The sequence below is a fragment of the Nocardia sp. NPDC004711 genome (genome assembly GCF_053601595.1).
Genome location: NZ_JBSGCB010000040.1, coordinates 9,338 through 30,119, shown reverse-complemented (window position 1 = coordinate 30,119; position 20,782 = coordinate 9,338). Strand labels below are relative to the sequence as shown.

2 protein-coding genes (1 of these 2 only partly in view) are annotated in these 20,782 nt (G+C 70.5%); both read right to left on the bottom strand.

Annotation, left to right across the window (positions count from 1 at the left end):
• On the bottom strand, positions 1-6,989 hold the beginning of the coding sequence (locus ACWEKS_RS33405; RefSeq protein ID WP_452343786.1) for an SDR family NAD(P)-dependent oxidoreductase. 8,791 nt of this gene lie to the left of the window's left edge; 6,989 of the gene's 15,780 nt are visible here — the first part of the coding sequence; it begins with the start codon at positions 6,987-6,989; its stop codon lies beyond the left edge, outside the window.
• Entirely contained in the window at positions 6,986-20,782 is a 13,797-nt protein-coding gene (locus ACWEKS_RS33400) for a type I polyketide synthase (RefSeq protein ID WP_452343785.1), read from the bottom strand. Before ACWEKS_RS33400 ends, ACWEKS_RS33405 begins: the two co-directional genes overlap by 4 nt.

Sequence of the window (20,782 nt, the reverse complement as noted above, 5' to 3'; positions counted from 1 at the left end):
AGCTCGACAGCCATACCGGCCCACTGCGCACCCTGACCCGAGAACACCACACCCGTCGAACCCGACACCACACGACCGGACACCACTCCGGCAGCCGGTGCGCCCGCGGCCAATGCCCGCACACCTGCCAGCAGACCATCGCGGCCCTCGGCCACGACCACCGCACGGTGCTCGAAAACACCGCGCGTCGACGCCAGTGAGAAACCGATGTCCGCCGGATCCTGGTCACCCGCAAGCGATGTCAAGCGCTCGGCCTGAGCGGCGAGGGCCGCGCTACCGCGCGCCGAGACCACCCACGGCAGCACTCCACCAGCCGGGACGGTCTCGACCACAGCCGGAGCCGGGTCCGCCGCCGGAGCCTGCTCGACGATGACGTGAGCATTCGTGCCGCTGATCCCGAACGAGGACACACCCGCACGACGCGGACGATCCACCTCCGGCCACGCCACCGCCTCGGTCAGCAACCGGACATGGCCCTGGGTCCAATCGACTTTGGTGCTGGGCTGATCGACATGCAGCGTCTTGGGCAGCATGCCGTGGCGCATCGCCATCACCATCTTGATCACGCCACCTACGCCCGCGGCGGCCTGCGCATGACCGATATTGGACTTCAACGACCCCAGCCACAGCGGGCGATCGGCATCCCGGTCCTGCCCGTAGGTGGCCAGCAGCGCTTCGGCCTCGATCGGATCACCCAGTGTCGTGCCGGTGCCGTGGGCCTCCACCACATCGACGTCGGCCGAGGACACCCCCGCATTCGCCAGCGCTTGGCGGATCACCCGCCGCTGCGACGGACCGTTCGGCGCGGTCAGACCGTTCGACGCGCCATCCTGATTCACCGCCGAACCGGAAACCACCGCGAGTACGTCATGACCATTGCGGCGGGCGTCGGACAGTCGCTCCAGCACCAGCACGCCGGCGCCTTCGGACCAGGCGACACCGTCAGCGGTGTCGGAGAACGACTTGCTCCGCCCGTCCGGGGCCAGCCCGCGCTGGCGGCTGAACTCCACGAACGTTTCCGGCGTGGCCATCACCGCGACACCACCGGCCAACGCCAGATCACACTCCCCCGACCGCAGCGACTGCGCGGCCAGGTGCATCGCCACCAGCGAGGACGAGCACGCCGTATCCACGGTGACCGCCGGGCCCTCCAGCCCGAACACATACGAAACCCGGCCGGAGGCAATGGATCCCGCGTTCGCGTTGACCGGATAGTCGTGATACATCATGCCGGTGAACACCCCGGTCGAACTGCCGCGCAGTTCCGCCGGATCGACACCGGCGCGCTCCAAGGCCTCCCACGAGGTTTCCAGCAGCAGGAACTGCTGCGGATCCATCACCGCGGCTTCATTGGGGCTGATGCCGAAGAACGCGGGATCGAATTCGCCTGCGGAGTGCAGGAATCCGCCCTCGCGCGTGTAGGTGGTGTGCGGCGTCTCGCCGGTGGGGTCGTACAGACGGTCGGTATCCCAGCCTCGGTTCACCGGGAACTCCGAGGTCGCGTCGGTCCCGTCCGCGACCAGATTCCACAGCTGCTCGGGAGAACTCACCCCGCCCGGGTACCGGCACGCCATGCCGACGATCGCAATCGGTTCGTCGTCGGCGGTCCTGGTGGCGGTGACGGCGATGGCGCGCCCGGTGCCGGTGAGCTCGTCGGCCAGGTAGGCGGCCAGGGTGCGCGGTGTCGGGTAGTCGAAAACGACTGCGGCCGACAGTGACAGGCCGGTGGCGGTCTTGAGCCGGTTGCGCAGTTCGACCGCGCTCAGCGAATCGAATCCCAGGTCCTGGAAGGCGGAATCGGGTTCGATCGCGGAGGCACCGTCGTGACCGAGCACGGCCGCGATGTGGGTGCGCACGGTCGCGAGTACCGCCTGCCGCTGCTGATCGGTATCCAGACCGGCAAGTCGTTGCCGGAGACCGGATCCCGCCGCCGAGGTCGTCGCCGCTGGACGCCGGGGCACGGCCGGCGCGAGTTCCCCCAGCAGTGGCGGCAGGAGTCCCGCCTCGGCGCGAGCGCGAATCGCGGTGGTGTCCACCGCTGCGATCACCGCCAGCGCCGTGTCCTGTGCGAGCGCCGCGTCCCATCCGGCCAGTGCCTGCTCGTCCGGCATCGCGGTGAAGCCGCCGCGGCTCATCCGGGCCACATCGGTCTCACCCAGGTGCCCGGTCATGCTGCTCGAGCGTGCCCACGGACCCCAGGCCAGCGATTGCCCGGCCAGTCCCCGTGCACGCCGGTGCGCTACCAGGGCGTCGAGGAAGGTGTTCGCGGCCGCGTAGTTGGCCTGTCCGGGTCCGCCGATCGTGCCGGACACCGAGGAGAACACCACGAACGCAGCCAGATTCAGATCCGCGGTCGCCTCGTGCAGGTACCAGGCGGCATCTGTCTTCGGCGCCAGGACCGTGTCCAGCCGCTGCGGGGTCAGGGACGCGATGATCCCGTCGTCGAGCACACCCGCGGCGTGGATCACGGCGGTCAACGGCTCGGGTGCGTCGGCCAGGAGTCGTGCCACCGCGTCGGCGGCGGTGACGTCACAGGCCGCGACTCGCACCTGTGCGCCCAGGTCGGTCAACTCGTCGCAGAGCGCTGGCACGCCCTCGGCCTGCGAACCGCTGCGGCTGACGAGCAGCAGCGACCGGACGCCGTGCTCGACGACCACGTGCCGGGCCACCACGGCACCCAAACCGCCTGTGCCGCCGGTGATCAGCACCGTTCCCGCGCCGAAGGCGGAAGCTTCGTCACCGCTTGCGGAAGACACGGGTGTCGGCCGGGTGAGTCGAGCGGTGTGGGTGACGCCGGCGCGCACGACCACCTGGGGTTCGTCCACGGCCAGGACGGTGGCCGCGAGTCGCTCGTCGAGGCCGGTGTCGGAGTCCACCAGGACAATTCGGCCCGGGTCCTCCGTCTGCGCGGTACGCACCAGGCCCCACACGGCGGCGCCCGCGAAGTCGGTGAGATCTTCGCCGGGCAGGGCGACCGCGCCGCGGGTGGCGACCAGCAGGGTGCTCGAGGCGAACCGGTCCTGATCCAGCCACGCCTGCACCACCTCGAGGATTCGTGCGACCTCGGTGTGGGTGGTGGTCACCACGTCGGTGCCGGTGTGTTCGTTCCAGCCGGACCCGGCCTCGACGACCACCACCGGCGGTACCGGTGACTGCGGATCCAACCGATCCCACTGGCCCACAACGGCATCCGCCGCCACGGGCTCGGACGTGGTCGGCGACCACACCAGTTCCAGCAGCGGATCGGCCGCGCCGGTCGCTCCGGCGGCGGCCAGCTGCGCCAATGGCATCGAGCGGGGCGTCACCGAACCCGACAGCACAGGTTGTCCCTGCTCGTCGCCCGCCCACACCGATACCGACGATCCGGTCGTGGTCAGACGCACGCGCAGCACCGACGCTTCGGCCGCGTACAGCGACACCGACTCCCAGGAGAACGGCAACACCACCTGGCCCGCCGCTACCGTGAACGGTGAATCCGGCTGTCCCGCAGCGTCTTCGGACACCCCGGCAAGCAGTCCCGCCTGCAAGGCCGCGTCCAGCAGTGCCGGATGGATTCCGAAACCCTCGGCTCGCATCCCGGAGTCCGTATCGATGGCGACCTCGGCGAACACCTCGTCGCCGCGTCGCCACAGCGCCCGCACACCCTGGAACGCCGGGCCGTAGTCGTAACCACGTGCCAGCAGCGCCGTGTAGGCGGCCGAGACATCGAGACCGGTCGCCTCGGCAGGCGGCCAGGTCTGCGATTCGGGTTCGGTGGCGTCGTCGCGAGTGGTCAGCAGACCCCGCGCGTTGAGTACCCACTCTCCGTCGCGATCCTGTTCGGCGCGAGAGTAGATCGATACCGGCCGTTGCGTGAGTTCATCTTCCGGCCCGCCGACAACCACCTGGATCTGGACACCGCCGGACGCGGGCAGGACCAGGGGCGCCCGCAGCGTGAGTTCCTCGATCGCCGGGCACCCGGCTTCGGCGCCGGCGCGCAGCGCCAGCTCCACGAAACCGGTCCCGGGCAGCAGGACCGACCCGGCCACCGCATGGTCGGCCAGCCAGGGATGGGTCGCCACCGACAACCGGCCGGTCAACAACACGCCACCGGATTCGGGTTCCGAGACCACCGCGCCCAGCAGCGGATGCTGCACCGCACCCAAACCCGCGGACTCGACACCGGCGGTACTCTGTGCAGCGTCGAGCCAGTAGCGGCGGCGCTGGAAAGCATAGGTGGGCAACGACACTCGCGATACCGGCCGACCGGCGAAGAACGCCGTCCAGTCGACCTCGAGGCCGACCGTGTGCGCGTGGGCCAGGCAGGTGACGAACTGTTCGACCTCGGCTCGGCCTCGGCGGGCTCCGGCGATCACCGACGACTGGGATTCGAGGTCCTCCGGCAGGCATTGCCGGGTCATGGCCGTCAGGACCGCATCGGGACCGATCTCCAGGAACCGGCGCACACCCGAGGCCGCGAGGGTCTCGACGCCCCGGGCGAACTGAACGCTCGCCCGCACCTGCTGGACCCAGTACGCGGGCTCGAGTACCTCATCACCGGCGATCCGGCCGGAGAGATTCGAGACCAGGGGAATCTGCGGGCGGCGATAGATCACTTCCCGTGCGACAGTGGCGAACTCGGCCAGCATCGGGTCCATCCGGTGGGAATGGAACGCGTGCGACACCCGTAGCCGCGAGGTCTTGCGGCCACGGTCGGTGAACCACTGCTCGAGCGTGGTCACCGCGTCCTCGTCACCGGAGACCACCACGGCCGCAGGCGAATTCACGGCGGCGATGGACGCGCGGTCCGCATGGTCGGCGAGCGCCTCGGACACCTCGCGCTCGGTGGCCGCGACGGCCAGCATCGCGCCGCCCTCGGGCAGCCGGCCCATGAGGCGGCCGCGCGCCGCGACCAGCCGGCACGCGTCCGGGAGCGACCACACACCGGCGATGTACGCGGCGGCCAGCTCACCGATCGAATGGCCGATCAGGAAATCCGGTGTCACACCGAAGGATTCCAGGAGCCGGCACAGCGCGACTTCGTAGGCGAACAGTGCGGGCTGGGTGAACTCGGTCCGATCCAGCACGGCGGCATCGGCAGCGCCGACCTGCCGGCCGGTGAACATCACCTGCTTCAGCGATCCGCCCAATAGCGGGTCGAATTGCGCACACACCTCGTCCAACGCGGCGGCGAACGCCGGAAACGCCTCGGCCAGTTCACGTCCCATTCCGGCCCGCTGTGCGCCCTGCCCGGTGAACAGGAAGGCTGCCTTGCGCGTGACCGCCTGCGCCGCCGTCACGCCCGCGGCGGTGCTCGCCGATCCGTGTTCGGCCAGCGCTGCCAGTCCGGCCAGCATGGCGTCCCGGTCGCCGGCGACCACCGTGCCCCGCCAGTCCAGCCGGGCGCGGGTCGTCAACAGCGAATGGGCGATCTCGTCGGTGGTCAGGTCGGGGTGTTCGGTCACCCACTGTCGCAGTTTGCCCGCCTGCGCACGCAGGCCGTCCTCGGTCTTCGCCGAGACCAGCCAGGCGGAGACATCGGACGCCACGGTCTGCGCACCCTGATCGGGGGCCTGGTCCGCTGGTTCGGCGGCGGCCTCCTCCGGAGCGGGGGCCTCTTCCAGGATCAGGTGCGCGTTGGTGCCGCTGGCGCCGAAGGAGGACACACCGGCGCGACGCACCCGCTCCCCCGCCGGCCACGGTTCGGCCGTGGTGAGCAGCCGCACCGAGCCCGCCGACCAGTCCACGTGCGGGGTCGGAGCATCGACATGCAGTGTGGCGGGCAGCGTTTCGTGCCGCAGCGCCTGCACCATCTTGATCACGCCGCCGACACCGGCCGCGGCCGAGGTGTGCCCGATGTTCGACTTGAGCGAGCCGAGGCGCAGCGGAGCTCCGACGCGACCGCGACCGTAGGCGGCGATCAGCGCCTGGGCCTCGATCGGGTCGCCGAGGGTGGTGCCGGTGCCGTGCGCTTCGACCACATCGACGTCGCCGGGCGTCAGACCGGCATTGGCCAGGGCCTGCGCGATCACCTTTTCCTGCGACGGACCGTTCGGTGCGGTCAGGCGATTGCTGGCGCCGTCCTGGTTGATCGCGCTGCCGCGGATGACCGCGAGGACAGGGTGGCCGAGACGGCGGGCATCCGACAGTCGCTCCACCGCGAGCATGCCGAGGCCCTCGGAGAATCCGGTCCCGTTCGCCGCCGCCGCGAAGGCCTTGCACCGCGCGTCCGGGGACAGCGCGCGCTGGCGGCCGAAGGCGATCAGCAGGGCCGGATCGGACATCACGGTGACGCCGCCGACCAGGGCGAGCGAGGTGTCGCCCTGCCGCAGCGCCTGGCACGCGAGGTGCAGGGCGACCAGCGACGACGAGCACGCGGTGTCCACCGAGAGCGCCGGCCCCTTGAAACCGAAGGTGAAGGCGACCCGGCCGGAGAGGATGCTGGAGGAAACACCCAGGTAGGCATGGCCTTCCGCCTCGGCGGTCAGGCCCGGCGAACCCACGCGGGGGCCGTAGTCCTGATGGATGACACCGGCGAAGACCCCGGTGTCGCTGCCGCGCAGCGACACCGGATCGATGCCCGCATCCTCCAGGGCCTCCCAGGCTGCTTCCAGGAACAGGCGCTGCTGCGGATCCATCGCCAGGGCCGCGCGCGGGCCGATCCCGAAGAATCCGGCGTCGAAATCGCCTGCCGCATCCAGGAATCCGCCTTCGCGGGTGTAGATGGTGCCCGGCGTATCGGGGTCGGTGTCGAACAGCCGCTCGAGGTCCCAGCCGCGGTCGGCCGGGAAGGGCCCGATGGCGTCGGTGCCCGAGGCGACCAGATCCCACAGCTGCGCCGGAGTTTCGACCCCACCCGGATAGCGGCAGCTCATGCCGACGATCGCGATCGGCTCGCCGGCCCGGTCCTCCAGATCCTGAATGTGCTTCTTGGCGGCGCGGAGGTCTCCGGTGAGCTTGCGCAGATACCGGCTGAGCCGTTCCTCGTTGCTGGTGCCGGGGTTGCTCATGCTGGGCCAAACTCCTCGTCGATCAGATCCAAGAGCTCACTGTCGGATAGCGCAGTGTCGGAATCGAATTCGAGATCGTCGTAGCCGCTGCGCGACCACGTACCGCCCAGGTGGGCGACGAGGCGCTCGTTGACGCCCCGCAATCCGGTGACGATCTCGTCGTTGTCGCTGCTGTTGGCGATGATTCGCTCGAGCAGTGCCTCGAGCCGCGCCAGGTCGTCGGCCGTCGCCGACGGCGGTTGCGCCGGCGCGGTCACCACGGTCTGCGCCAGCAGATGGTCGGCGACATCACCCGCCGTCGGATAGTCGAACACCAGGGTCGAGGGCAGCGACAGCCCCGTCACCTTCGCCAGCCGGTTTCGGAACTCGACGCCGCCGAGGGAATCGAAACCGAGTTCGTTGAAGCCCCGATCGGCTCCGATGTCGTCGGCCGAGCCGTAGCCCAGGACCGCCGCCACGTGTTCCCGCACCAGGTCCAGGACGAACCCGCGGCGCTTCGCTTCCGCCACACCGTGCAGGCGGTCTCCGAGTGACTGCGCACTGCTCGGCGCTGTGACCGACCGGGCCCGGGTGCGAACGAATCCGCGCAGCACCGCGGGCACCGGACCGGAATGCGATTCCATACGCAGTTTGTCGGTGTCCAGCCGCGCCAGCACCGGCACCGGTTCCGCCGTGGTCAGCGATTCGTCGAACAGGCGCAGGCCCTCGGCACGATCCAGCGGGGCCAGGCCCAGTCGCTCCAACCGGTTCATGGCGGCACGATCCAGGACGCCGGTCATACCGATGTCCTGCTGCCACGGCCCCCAGGCGAGCGCGAGCGCCGGGAGTCCCGCGGCGCGGCGCTGCACCGCGAGGGCGTCCAGGAAGCTGTTCGCGGCAGCGTAATTCGCCTGCCCGGCCGAACCGATCACGCCGGCGATCGACGAGAACATCACGAACGCCGACAGCTTCAGGTCGAGGGTGAGCTCGTGCAGAGTCCACGCCGCATCGGCCTTGGGGGCGAACACCCGGTCGATCCGGTCGCCGGTGAGCGTGTGGAACGCGCTGTCGTCGAGCACGCCCGCGGTGTGGACGACACCGGTCAGCGGATGCTCCGCAGGCACGGCGGCCAGCAGGTCCCGAAGCGCGTCGCGGTCGGTGACGTCGCAGGCGGCGATCCGTACCTCGGCACCGGATCGCGTCAGTTCCGCCGCGAGTTCTGTTGCACCGTCGGCACTCTCGCCGCGGCGTGAGACCAGTAGCAGGTGCCGGACCCCGTGTTCGGCGACCAGGTGGCGGGCCAGCAGCGCACCCAATCCCCCGGTACCGCCGGTGATCAGCACCGTCCCGGGACCGAACGACACCCGCTCGGCCGCCGAGGATGCCAGCGCCTGTAGTCGCGGCACCAGGACACCATTGCCCCGCACCGCCGCCTGCGGTTCTCCGGTCGCGATCACGGCTCGGATCGAGTCGGCCGAAAGGTGCTGCACACCAGCGGATTCCTCGGCGTCGAGCAGTACGATCCGCCCCGGATACTCGGTCTGGGCGCTGCGGATCAGTCCCCACACCGCGGCCGATCCGGTGTCCGGTGTCTCTTCGGGCAGCGCTGCCGCCCGGCTGGTCACCACGACCAGCTGCGACCGCGCGAATCGCTCGCCGGCCAACCAGTCCCGCACCGTAAGCCGGGCGGTATCGACCCGATCGCGTGCGGATGGCTGCGAATCATCGTGCGGCGCTGCGGCTTCGGACCACACCACGACGCCCGGAACGATCGGAGCCGAGGCGAGTGCCGCCAGATCCGGGTACTGCTCGTCGATTCCGGCCACCTGCCCGGCCCCGAGCACGGCCATGCTCCCGGCCGGGACGTCGGCGAGCACCTCCGCCGGGGCCCAGCGCAACCCGTACCGTGCCGCGCGGCCGCCGGGCAGCGCCGCCCGGAACTGCTGGACGTCGTAGGAGCGCATGAGTACTTCGTCGATGCTGACGACCGGGTTGCCGTCCTGGTCGACGGCCACGACGGAGATCGCCTCACTGCTGCGCTGGATGGCCATCACCCGCAGCCTGGTCACCGTGGACGCGGTGTGGAATTGCGTTCCGCCCCAGCGGAACAGCAGCTTGCCCTCGGACGCGTCTCCCTGGTGGTCGGGCCAGATCAGGCAGGCGAGTCCGGCATGCATCACCATGTCGAACAGCGCCGGGTGCAGCCGGAACCGGTCGGCCGGGGTGTCTTCGGTCAGGGCGACCTCGGAGAAGACCGTGTCGCCGCTGCGCCACGCGGCCTCGATGCCGAAGAACGCGGGTCCCCATTCCAGTCCGGCGGCACGCGCCACCTGGGCCGGAATCCATTCGGGGTCCACCGGTTCGGCATCGGCGGGCGGCCAGGAAGCGGCGCGCATCATGTCCACCAGCCCGATGTCGATCAACTGCCGGGCGCTGAGCACACCGCTGGCATTGCGGGTCCATTCGCCGTCGGCGGCATCGCCGGTCAGGCGGTAGTGGAAGGTGAACGATCGGCGGCCCTCGGCGTCCGGTTCGCGCACCAGGACCTGGAGTTCGACCTCGCCCTCCGCCGGCGGCAGGATCGGCGCCTCGAGGGTGAGTTCTTCCACGGCGTCGCAGCCGATCCGCCGACCGGCGACCAGCAGCATCTCCATGAGCGCGGCGCTCGGGACGAGCACCACGCCGTAGGTGGTGTGGTCGGCGATCCAGGGCTGGGCGCGCAGCGACAGCCGTCCCGTGAACAGCCACTCGTCACGGTCGGCCACCCGCACCACATCGGTGAGCAGCGGGTGTTCCGAGGCAGCGCCGCGGTGCTGCTCCGGACCGGGTTCGAGCCAGTACCGCCGATGGTCGAAGGCGTAGGTGGGCAGGGTGATTCGCGCCATCGGGCGGGCGGTGAACAGCTGGTTCCAGTCGACCGTCACCCCGGCGTTGTGCGCCTGGGCGAGCATCGTCAGGAACTGTTCGACCTCGTCGTGGTCCCGGCGGGCGGCCGCGGCGACCATTGATCGGGCCTCGGCCTCCGCGGGGAGTGTCTGCCGGGTCATCGCCGCCAGCACCGCGTCGGGGCCGATCTCGAGGAACCGGCGCACGCCCGACGCCGTCAGCGTCTCGACACCGTCGGCGTAACGCACCGCGGCACGCACCTGGGACACCCAGTACCCGGGCGCCAGGATCTCGTCGCCCGCGATCCGGCCGGAAACGTTCGACACCAACGGAATTCGCGGTGCATTGAACGTTGCGCGCGCGGCGAGGGTCTCGAACTCGGCCAGCATCGGCTCCATCCGAGGCGAATGGAATGCGTGCGACACCCGCAAGCGGTTCGTCTTGCGTCCCTGCTCGGTGAACCGACGGTCGATCTCGTCGACGGCGTCCTCGTCACCCGAGACCACCACGGCCGCGGGCGCATTCACCGCGGCCACCGCTACCCGGTCACCGAATCCGGCGATCATGGCAGCGACCTCGGTCTCGGTCGCGGCGACGGCCAGCATCGCACCGCCCGCGGGCAGCGCCTCCATCAGTCGTCCGCGGGCCGCGACCAGCTCGCAGGCGTCGTCCAGGGACCACACACCGGCCACGTACGCCGCCGCCAGCTCGCCGATCGAGTGCCCGACCACCAGGTCCGGGGCCAGGCCGAAGGACTCCAGGAGCCGGTACATCGCCACTTCGAACGCGAACAGCGCGGGTTGCGTCAGTCGGGTCCGATCCAAGGTGCCGGTCTCGGCGGCGACGCCGTGATCGTCGATCAGGTGTCCGGTGAACATCACTTGCCTCAGGGAACATCCGAGCAAGGGATCGAACCGGGCACATACCTCGTCCAACGCCGCGGCGAACACCGGGAAGGCGGCGGCGAGACCCGCGCCCATGCCGACCCGCTGCGCGCCCTGACCGGTGAAGAGGAAGGCGGTCTTCCCGGAGCCGACCGTGCCGGAAACCACTCCGGCAGAGTCGGATCCGGCGGCCAGCTTCGTCAGCCGCGCCATCAGTTCGTCGCGATCACCGCCGAGGACCGCTGCCCGCCACTCGTGCCGGGCACGTGTCGTGACGAGCGAGTAGGCCACGTCCGCCGCGTCGGCGTCGGGGTGATCGATCAGCCACCGGTGCAGTTTCGCCGCCTGTGCGCGCAGGGCGTTCTCGCTCTTGGCCGACACCAGCCACGGCAGCACCGTGCGCGGGCCGTCGGCGGCCGGTGACGAGACGACCGGTGCGGTGGGCGCTTCCTCCAGGATCAGGTGGGCATTGGTGCCGCTGACTCCGAACGACGACACACCGGCCCGGCGGGCCATTCCCCCGGCAGGCCAGGGTTCCGGACGGGTCAGCAGGCGCACCGCCCCGGCCGACCAATCCACGTGCGGGGACGGTGTTTCCGCGTGCAGGGTCGGGGGCAGGGTCTGGTGGCGCAGCGCCTGCACCATCTTGATCACGCCGCCGACACCGGCGGCCGCGACGGTGTGACCGATATTCGATTTGATCGATCCCAGGCGCAGCGGCTCGCGGTCGCCGCGATCCTGCCCGTAGGCGGCGATCAACGCGTTGGCTTCGATGGGATCACCCAGCGGAGTGCCGGTCCCGTGCGCTTCCACCGCATCCACGTCGGCGGGCGTGAGCCCGGCATTGGCGAGGGCCTGCGCGATCACGCGCTCCTGCGACGGGCCGTTCGGCGCGGTCAGGCCATTGCTGGCGCCGTCCTGATTGACCGCGCTGCCGCGAATGACGGCCAGGATGTCGTGGCCTTGACGCCGGGCGTCCGAGAGCCGCTCCAGGACCAGGACGCCCACGCCCTCGGCGAAGGCCACGCCGTCCGCCGTGGCGGAGAACGCCTTGCAGCGGCCGTCCGGCGACAGTCCGCGTTGCCGCGCGAAATCCACGGAGAGATACGGGGTTGCGGCCACGGTGACGCCGCCGGCCAACGCCAGCGAGGTCTCGCCCTGACGCAATGCCTGGCACGCCAGGTGCAGCGCGACCAGTGAGGACGAGCAGGCGGTGTCGATGGTGACCGCCGGTCCCTCGAGACCGAAGACGTAGGCCACGCGGCCGGAGACGACGGAGTGGGTGGTGCCGGTCAGCCGGAATCCCTCCAGGTCGCCGGTGACATTGTCGACATAGCCCGAGGCGCATGCGCCCGCGAACACGCCGGTATCGCTGCCACGCAACGTGATCGGGTCGATACCGGATTCCTCCAGTGCCTCCCAGGAGGCTTCCAGCAGCAGCCGCTGCTGCGGGTCCATCGCCAGGGCCTCGCGCGGGCTGATTCCGAAGAAGCCCGCGTCGAAATCTGCTGCGTCGTCGAGGAATCCGCCTCCGCGGCTGTAGACCGTTCCGGGCTTGTCCGGATCCTGGTCGATCAGGCGCTCGAGATCCCAGCCGCGATCGTCCGGGAATTCCGTGGTGGCATCGGTTCCGGACCGGACCAGATCCCACAACTGCTCGGGAGTGCGGACGCCGCCGGGGAATCGGCAGCTCATGCCGACGATCGCGATGGGCTCGTCCATGCGGGCGCGGCGCGAGACGCGGGTCGGTTTGGAACCGGATTCGGTTCCCTCGATCTTGCTGTGCAGCAGGGTGGCGACCGCCGCGGCGGTGGGGTGGTCGAAGACCAGGGTGGACGGCAGTTGGATACCGGTGGCCTTCGCCAGCCGGTTGCGGAATTCGACGCCGCCGAGCGAGTCGAATCCCAGAGCGTCGAATCGTTCGGTGGGACTGATGTCTTCGGCCGAACCGTGTCCGAGCACGGCTGCGGCGTGCTCGCGAACCAGGTCGAGCACCACCTCGGCACGGTCGGCCTCGGGCACCCGGCTCAGGCGCGCGCCCAGCGAACTCGACGGGGCGGCAGCCTGAGTCGTGGTGCGGGGCAGGAACCCGCGGAGTACCGACGGCACGGCACCGGTGCCCGCTTCGCGGCGCAGTTCGGCCGGGTCGAACCGGATCGCCGCCAGGTGCGCGGCGGCTCGGCCGGTCGCCGCATCGAACAGCCGCAGGCCTTCGTCGTGCGCGAGCGGGTGCAGGCCGAGCCTTTCCCAGCGGGCGAGGGCACTGCGGTCCAACCCACCGGTCATGCCGCCGGCGGACTTCCAGGGCCCCCAGGCCAGGGAAATCGCCGACAGCCCTGCGGCGCGGCGACGGTGCGCCAGGGCATCGAGGAAGGCGTTGGCCGCCGCGTAGTTGCCCTGTCCCGCCGAACCGATCGTCGCCGCGACCGACGAGAACAGCACGAAGGCGGACAGGTTCCGGTCACGGGTGAGATCGTGCAGGTGCCAGGCGGCGGCCTTCGCGGTGAACACGCGCCGCAATTGCTCGGCGGTCAGGCCCGCGAGGGTGCCGTCGTCGAGGACGCCCGCCGCGTGGATCACGGCGGTCAGCGGATGATCGGTGTCGAGGGAATCCAGCAGCGAACCGATGGCCTCCCGATCGCCCACATCGCAGGCCGCGACGCGGACGGAAGCACCGGCTTCCGACAACTCATGCACCAATTCGGTTGCGCCGTCGGCGGTTTCGCCGCGCCTGGACACCAGCATCAGATGGCGGACGCCGTGCGCGGTGACCAGATGCCGAGCCAGCAGTGCGCCGAGGCCACCGGTGCCGCCGGTGATCAGGACGGTGCCGGTACCGAAGGAGGATCCGGGCTCGGCGTCGTGGTCGGCTCGCGTCTTCGCCAGCCGGGGCACGAGCAAGGCTCCGGCGCGCACCGCGACCTGCGGTTCGCCGGTCCCGATCACTGCGGCGACCATCGCCTGGTCGACGGCGGGCGCGTCGGCCGACGAGTCGGTGTCGAGGAGAACGAATCGGCCCGGGTATTCGGTTTGGGCGCTGCGCATCAGGCCCCAGACCGCTGCCGCGGCGAGATCCGGTGTCTCGCCGGTCAGCGCGGCGCCGTTCGAGGTCACCACGACCAGTCGGGTGTCGGCCAGACGCGGTTCCGCGAGCCACGACTGTACCGTCGCCAGTACCGATTCCAGGTAGCCACCGACGGCCGTGGGATCGCCGGCCGCGGCGGCGTCTTGCGGAAGCCAGGTCACGAAATCTGGAATCGATTGTGCTGCAGCGAGTTCCGAGGGGGTCGGCGCGTGGGTGGCGATACCGGCGACCGGCGCTGAACCGAGCACAGCCATCCGGTCCGCGGCGGGACCCGGTGTCGCCGCTGCCGTCGGCGTCCACTGGATGTCATAGAGGTCGGCGTCATCCGCGGCGAGAGTGCCGCGCATCTGTTTCACGTCATAGGGCCGCATGACGACGGCATCGACGGAGACCACGGGCCGCCCCGAATCGTCAACGGTCGCAACGGAGATGGTCTCCGGGCCGCTCTCGACCGCGATGACCCGCAGCGTCGTCGCCTTGACCAGCGGTTGATGTAGTCGCGCGCCGCCCCAGCGGAACAGCAATCGACCGGTGTCGGGGTCACTGTCCTGATCGCGCCAGATGAGCCCGGCCAGCCCGGCGTGCATCACCAGGTCGAGCAGGGCCGGATGCAGATCGAATCGCTCCGGTTCGGGCGCGGCGGCCGTGTTCAGGGTGATCTCGGAGAAGACGGCTCCGTCCCGCTGCCAGGCGGCGTCGACACCGAGGAATGCCGGGCCGTATTCGAGTCCGGAACCCTTCGCGATTCGCTCGGGAATCCATGCGGTATCGAGGGTTTCGGCGTCGGCCGGCGGCCATGCCTCGGCGCGCAGCTGGTCCAGCAGGACGTCATCGCCGTCCCAGGCGGGGGCCAGGACACCGCTGGCGTTGCGGACCCATTCGCCCGCGCGGCCGGCCTTGCGGAAGTAGAAGCTGAACTGGCGTCGGCCGGTCGGGTCCGGCTCCTGCACCGATACCTGGAGTTCGACCTCGCCGGTTTCCGACGGGAGGATCGGAGCCTCCAGGGTCAGCTCCTCGACGACGCCGCAATCGATTCGGCTGCCTGCGACGAGCAGGAATTCGATCAGGGTCGCGCTGGGCAGTACCACGGTGCCGTAGGTCATGTGGTCGGCGACCCACGGGTCGGTGGGCAGCGAGAACCGGCCGGTGAAGACGAACTCGTCCTTACCGGCTACCGGGAATACACCGGTGAGCAAGGGGTGAGCTTGGGGGTCGCCGGTGGCTTCGCGACGCGGTGGCAGCCAGAATCGCTGATGCTGGAAGGCGTAGGTGGGCAGGGGAATTCGCCGGGCCGACCGGCTACCGAGCAGGGGTGTCCAGTCCACCCGCACACCGGCGGTGTGAGCGTGTGCCAGCATCGTCGAGAACTGTTGGGGCTCATCGTGATCCCGGCGCGCGGCCGCGGCCACCACCGACGCGGACTCGGCGTCCTCGGGCAGGGTCTGCCGGGTCAGCGCCGCCAGCACCGCGTCGGGGCCCACCTCCAGGAATCGGCGCACCCCCGAGGCGATCAGCGTCTGGATGCCCGGCGCGAATCGCACCGCGCCCCGCACCTGGCGAACCCAGTAGGCGGGCTCCATGATCTCGTCCCCGGCCAGCTGACCGGAGACGTTCGACACCACGGGAAGCCGAAGCGGGTTGTAGGTCAAATCCTGTGCAACAGACTCGAATTCGGCCAGCATCGGCTCCATTCGATGCGAGTGGAAGGCGTGGCTGACCCGCAGCCGTGACGTCTTCGCACCACGATCGGCGAACAGCGCCTCGATCTCGGCGACGGCGTCCTCGTCACCCGAGACCACCAGGGCCTGTGGCGCATTCACCGCGGCGACCGAGACGCGGCCCGGATAGCCGGCGGCAACCTCGTTCACCTCGGATTCGGGCGCTCCGACGGCCAGCATCGCGCCGCCCTCGGGCAGCGCGCCCATGAGACGGCCGCGCGCTGCCACCAATCGGCAGGCGTCCTCGAGCGACCACAGACCCGCGACGTATGCGGCCGCGATCTCGCCGATCGAATGACCGATCACCACATCCGGGGTGACGCCGAACGACTCCAGCAAGCGGTACAGCGCCACTTCGAAGGCGAACAGGGCGGGCTGGGTGAACTCCGTGCGATCCAGGACAGCGGTACCGCCATCGGCGGAACCGTCGAACATGACGTCCCGGAGCGAGCACTCCAGCAGCGGATCGAAGTGGGCGCACACCGAATCCAGCGCGTCGGCGAACACCGGGAAGGCCTCGTACAGCCCGGCTCCCATGCCGATCCGCTGGGCACCCTGCCCGGTGAACAGGAAGGCCGTCGTCCCCGCGCCGATGACACCCGTGACGACACCGGCGCCGGTTCCCGATTCGGCGAGATTCGCCAGCCGCTCGAGCAACTCGGCGCGATCGCGACCGAGGACCACAGCGCGTGAATCCAGCTGCGACCGCGAATTCGCCAGCGCCTCGGCCGCATCCGCGATGTCGATGTCGGGGCGCTCGGACAGCCAGGCACCCAATCGGGCGGCCTGCGCGCGCAGGCCCGCCTCGCCCTTACCCGACACCAGCACTGGGATGGGCGGTGCCACGCTGTCCGGCTGCGTCTCCGCACAGTCACTCTCGGCGGGCGCCACCGGTGCGGCGCTGCCCGGCTGTGCCTTCGCAGTGTCGCCCGCGGCAACCGGTGCGGCAGGCGCTTCCTCGAGGATGACGTGCGCGTTGGTGCCGCTGATCCCGAACGACGACACACCCGCCCGGCGCACCCGGTCGCCCGCGGTCCACGGTTCGGCGTCGGTCAGCAGGCGCACCGCGCCCGCGGCCCAATCCACGTGCGGCGACGGCGTTTCGGCGTGCAGTGTCCGCGGCAGGCGCTCGTGCCGCAGCGCCTGCACCATCTTGATCACACCCGCTACACCGGCGGCGGCCACCGCATGGCCGATATACGATTTCAACGAGCCGATCCGCAGCGGTTCCCGCTCGCCGCGATCCTGGCCGTAGGCCGCGATCAACGCCTGGGCCTCGATCGGATCGCCCAGGGCCGTGCCGGTTCCGTGCGCCTCCACGGCGTCCACGTCGACCGCGGTGATGCCCGCATTGGCGAGGGCCTGGGCGATCACTCGCTGCTGTGACGGACCGTTCGGCGCGGTCAGGCCATTGCTCGCGCCGTCCTGGTTCACGGCGCTGCCGCGGACCACGGCCAGGACATGGTGTCCGAGCCGCTGGGCGTCCGAGAGTCGCTCGAGGACGAGCACACCCGAGCCCTCCGACCACGCCACACCATCGGCGGCCGCCGAGAACGCCTTGCACCGGCCGTCCGGCGCCAGGCCGCGCTGGCGGGCGAAGTCCACGTACAGGTACGGGCTGGCCGCGACGGTCACGCCACCGGCGAGCACCAGCGAGCTGTCGCCCTGGCGCAGCGCCTGGCAGGCCAGATGCAAGGCCACCAGCGAGGACGAGCACGCCGTATCCACCGTCACCGCCGGGCCCTCCAGGCCGAACGCGTACGCGACGCGGCCCGAGATGACGCTGTGCGAGGTGCCGGTCAGGCGGAAGCCCTCCAGGTCGCCGGTCACCCGGCCGGCGTATCCGGACGAGCAGGCGCCGGCGAAGACACCGGTGTCGCTGCCCCGCAACGACACCGGGTCGATGCCCGCGTCTTCGAGTGCTTCCCAGGAGGTTTCGAGCAACAGTCGCTGCTGCGGGTCCATCGCCAAGGCTTCGCGCGGGCTGATGCCGAAGAATCCGGGATCGAAATCGCCTGCACTGCTGAGGAATCCACCGTGACGGGTGTAGACCTTGCCCGGCTTGTCGGGGTCGGGGTCGAACAGCCGGTCCAGGTCCCAGCCGCGATCCTCGGGGAATGCACCGATCGCGTCGCGGCCCGCCGCGAGCAGGTCCCACAGGTCCTCGGCGGAACGCACACCGCCGGGGAATCGGGCGGCCATGCCGACGATCGCGATCGGTTCGTCCGTATTCGCGCGCCGCGAGACCCGGCGCTCGCCGCGATCGGTCCCGGTGACCCGGGCCTGCAGGAGCGCCACCACCGCATTCGCGGTCGGGTGGTCGAAGATGAGCGACGACGGCAGGGGCACACCGGTGGCGCGCGTCAGGCGGTTCTGCAACTCCACGCCGCTGACGGAGTCGAAGCCGAACTCGGTGAAGGGCAGGTCTGGATGGATGGATCGGGCCGACTCGTGGCCGAGGATGGCGGCGGCCTGCTCACGGACCAGGTCGAGAACGACGGCGCCGCGCTGATATTCGGGGGTCGCCTGCAATGTGCGTGCCAGCGGGCTGTCATCCCACGCCTGCTCACCGCTCTCGGGCGTGCGGTCCTCGGGGACCTCGGCGATGTCGGTCGAGCCGCCGGAAATGGCCGGCGCGCCGGCCCAGAAGTTGCGACGCTGGAATGCGTACGGCGGCAGGTCGATCCGCGCCCCGCCGGAGACCAGCGCACTCGGATCCACCTGCACGCCAGCGCAGTGCGCCTGTGCCAGCGATGCCAGGAAGCGGTCCGGGCCGCCCTCGCCACGCCGCAACGAGCCGACAACGGCGACGCTCTCAGCCGCACCGGCGGCCTCGGCGGTCACGCCGATGCCCATCGTGAGCACCGGATGCGGACTCGACTCGACGAATCCGTTGATACCGTCGGCGATCAGCGCCGTGACGGCATCGGCGAATCGGACCGGTTCCCGCAGGGATCGATACCAGTATTCGGCGTCCAGTTCCGCGGTATCCAGCCGGTCGGCGGAGACCGTGGAGAAGAACAACACCGACCCGGATTGCGGGCGGATGGGCGCCAGTTCCGCGAGCAGGCGATCACGCAGCCGCTCGACCGCCTTCGAATGCGAGGCGTAGTCCACCGGAATCGGGCGGGCCCACACGCCGTCGCGGGCGCAGGCGGCGAGGAAGTCCTCCATCGCGGCGACATCGCCGGCGATCACGGTCTGCGCCGGACCGTTCACGGCCGCGAGCGAGAGCCGATCCCCATACACCGCCAACCGTTCCCGGACCGCATCGGCGCCGAGGCCGATCGAGGCCATACCGCCCTGACCGGCCAGTTCCTCGGCGACCGCGCGCGATCGGAGCGCGACCACGCGCGCCGCATCGGGCAGCGAGAGTCCGCCCGCGATATAGGCGGCGGCGATCTCGCCCTGAGAGTGGCCGATCACCACGTCCGGCTCCACGCCGGCCGCTCGCCACATCCGGGCCAGGGAGACCATCACCGCGAACAGCACCGGCTGCACCACGTCCACGCGATCCAGCGGGGGCGCGCCGGCCTCGCGGCGCAGTACCGCGGTCAGCGACCAGTCCACGTACGGCGCAAGCGCGGCTTCACAATCCGCGATCGACTCCGCGAACGGCCCACCCGCGTCCAGCAGGCCCAGCGCCATACCCTCCCACTGGCTGCCCTGCCCGGGGAAGACGAACGCGATGCGGCGCTGCTCGGCCCGCCCGGTGGCGGGCTCGATCGCCACGGCGGGCGCGGTCGGGTCGGCCAGGGCCGCCAAACCGGCCAGCAGCTCGGAGCGATCCCGGCCGACAACGCTTCCGCGCCACTCCATCTGGGCGCGCGTGGCCAGCAGTGAGTACGCCACATCGACCGTGGCCGAATCGGGATGCCGGAGCAGCCACTCCCGCAGCCGGGCCGCCTGCGCACGCACACCGGCCTCGCTGCGGGACGACACCACCCACGGCACCGCACCGGGCTCACCAGCGGCTGCGGCGGACCCGACGGCGGGCGCCTCCTCCACGATCACATGGGCATTCGATCCGCCCATGCCGAACGACGACACAGCTGCCCTGCGCACATCGGTCACGGGCCAGTCCTCGGTGCCCGTCACCACCCGTAAACCCATGTCCGCGAGCGGAATTCGCGGATTCGGCGTCTCGAAGTTCAGGCTGGCCACCAGTTCCTGACGGCTCAGGCAGAGCACCGTCTTGATCAGGCCCGCGATACCGGAAGCGCCTTCCAGATGCCCGATATTCGTCTTGACCGATCCGACGGCCAGCGGGGCGTCCTGCGCCCGGCCCGCACCGTAGGTCTCGCCGAGCGCGGCGGCCTCCACCGGATCACCGGCGGGCGTGCCGGTGCCGTGCAATTCGACGTACTGCACCGACGCCGCCTCGACGCCCGCCGCGGTCAGGGCATCGCGAATCGCCGCGGCCTGCGCATCCCGGCTCGGCGCGCTCAGCACTCGGCGTTCATTGCCGGTGTTGATCGCGCTGCCACGGATGACGCCATGAATACGGTCACCGTCGGCGATTGCCTGCGCGAGAGGCTTCAGCAGCACCATGCCGCCGCCCTCGCCACGCACGAACCCGTCGGCCCGCGCATCGAAGGTGTAGCAGGCGCCGAGCGCCGACTGCGCGCCGAACTGCTCGATCCGCTCACCGCTCGTCGGCGACAGAATCAGGTTCAGGCCGCCGGCCAGGGCCACATCGCTCTCGCCGCTGCGCAGGCTCTCACAGGCCAGATGCACCGCGACCAGCGACGATGCCTGGGCGCTGTCGACCACGATGCTCGGGCCGCTGAAACCGAAATAGTTCGAGATGCGGTTCGCGATAATGCCGCGCCCGACACCCCACAGCGAGTGGCGGCTGACCCCCGGGCCGCCCCGCGAGGCCAGAATCTCGGCGAAATCGCTTCCAGTGCAGCCGAGGAACACACCGCACCGCCGGGCCTCGCGCGCCGTGGCGGCCAGGCCCGCGTCCTCGAGCGCCTCCCAGCTCAGCTCCAGCGCCAGCAGCTGCTGCGGATCGAGTGCCCGCGCCTCATTCGGCGAAACCCCGAAGAAATCCGCGTCGAACTCCCCTGCGGTGCCGACGAATCCGGCTCGCTCGGTAATACTCCCCCGGCTCTCGGGAGCCGCGCCGATCGCGGCGCGCCCCTCCGTGAGCAACTGCCAAAAACTGTCGAGATCGGCCGCCCCCGGCATCCTGCAAGACATACCCACGATAGCGACGGCAAACGCCGATCCGGTCAC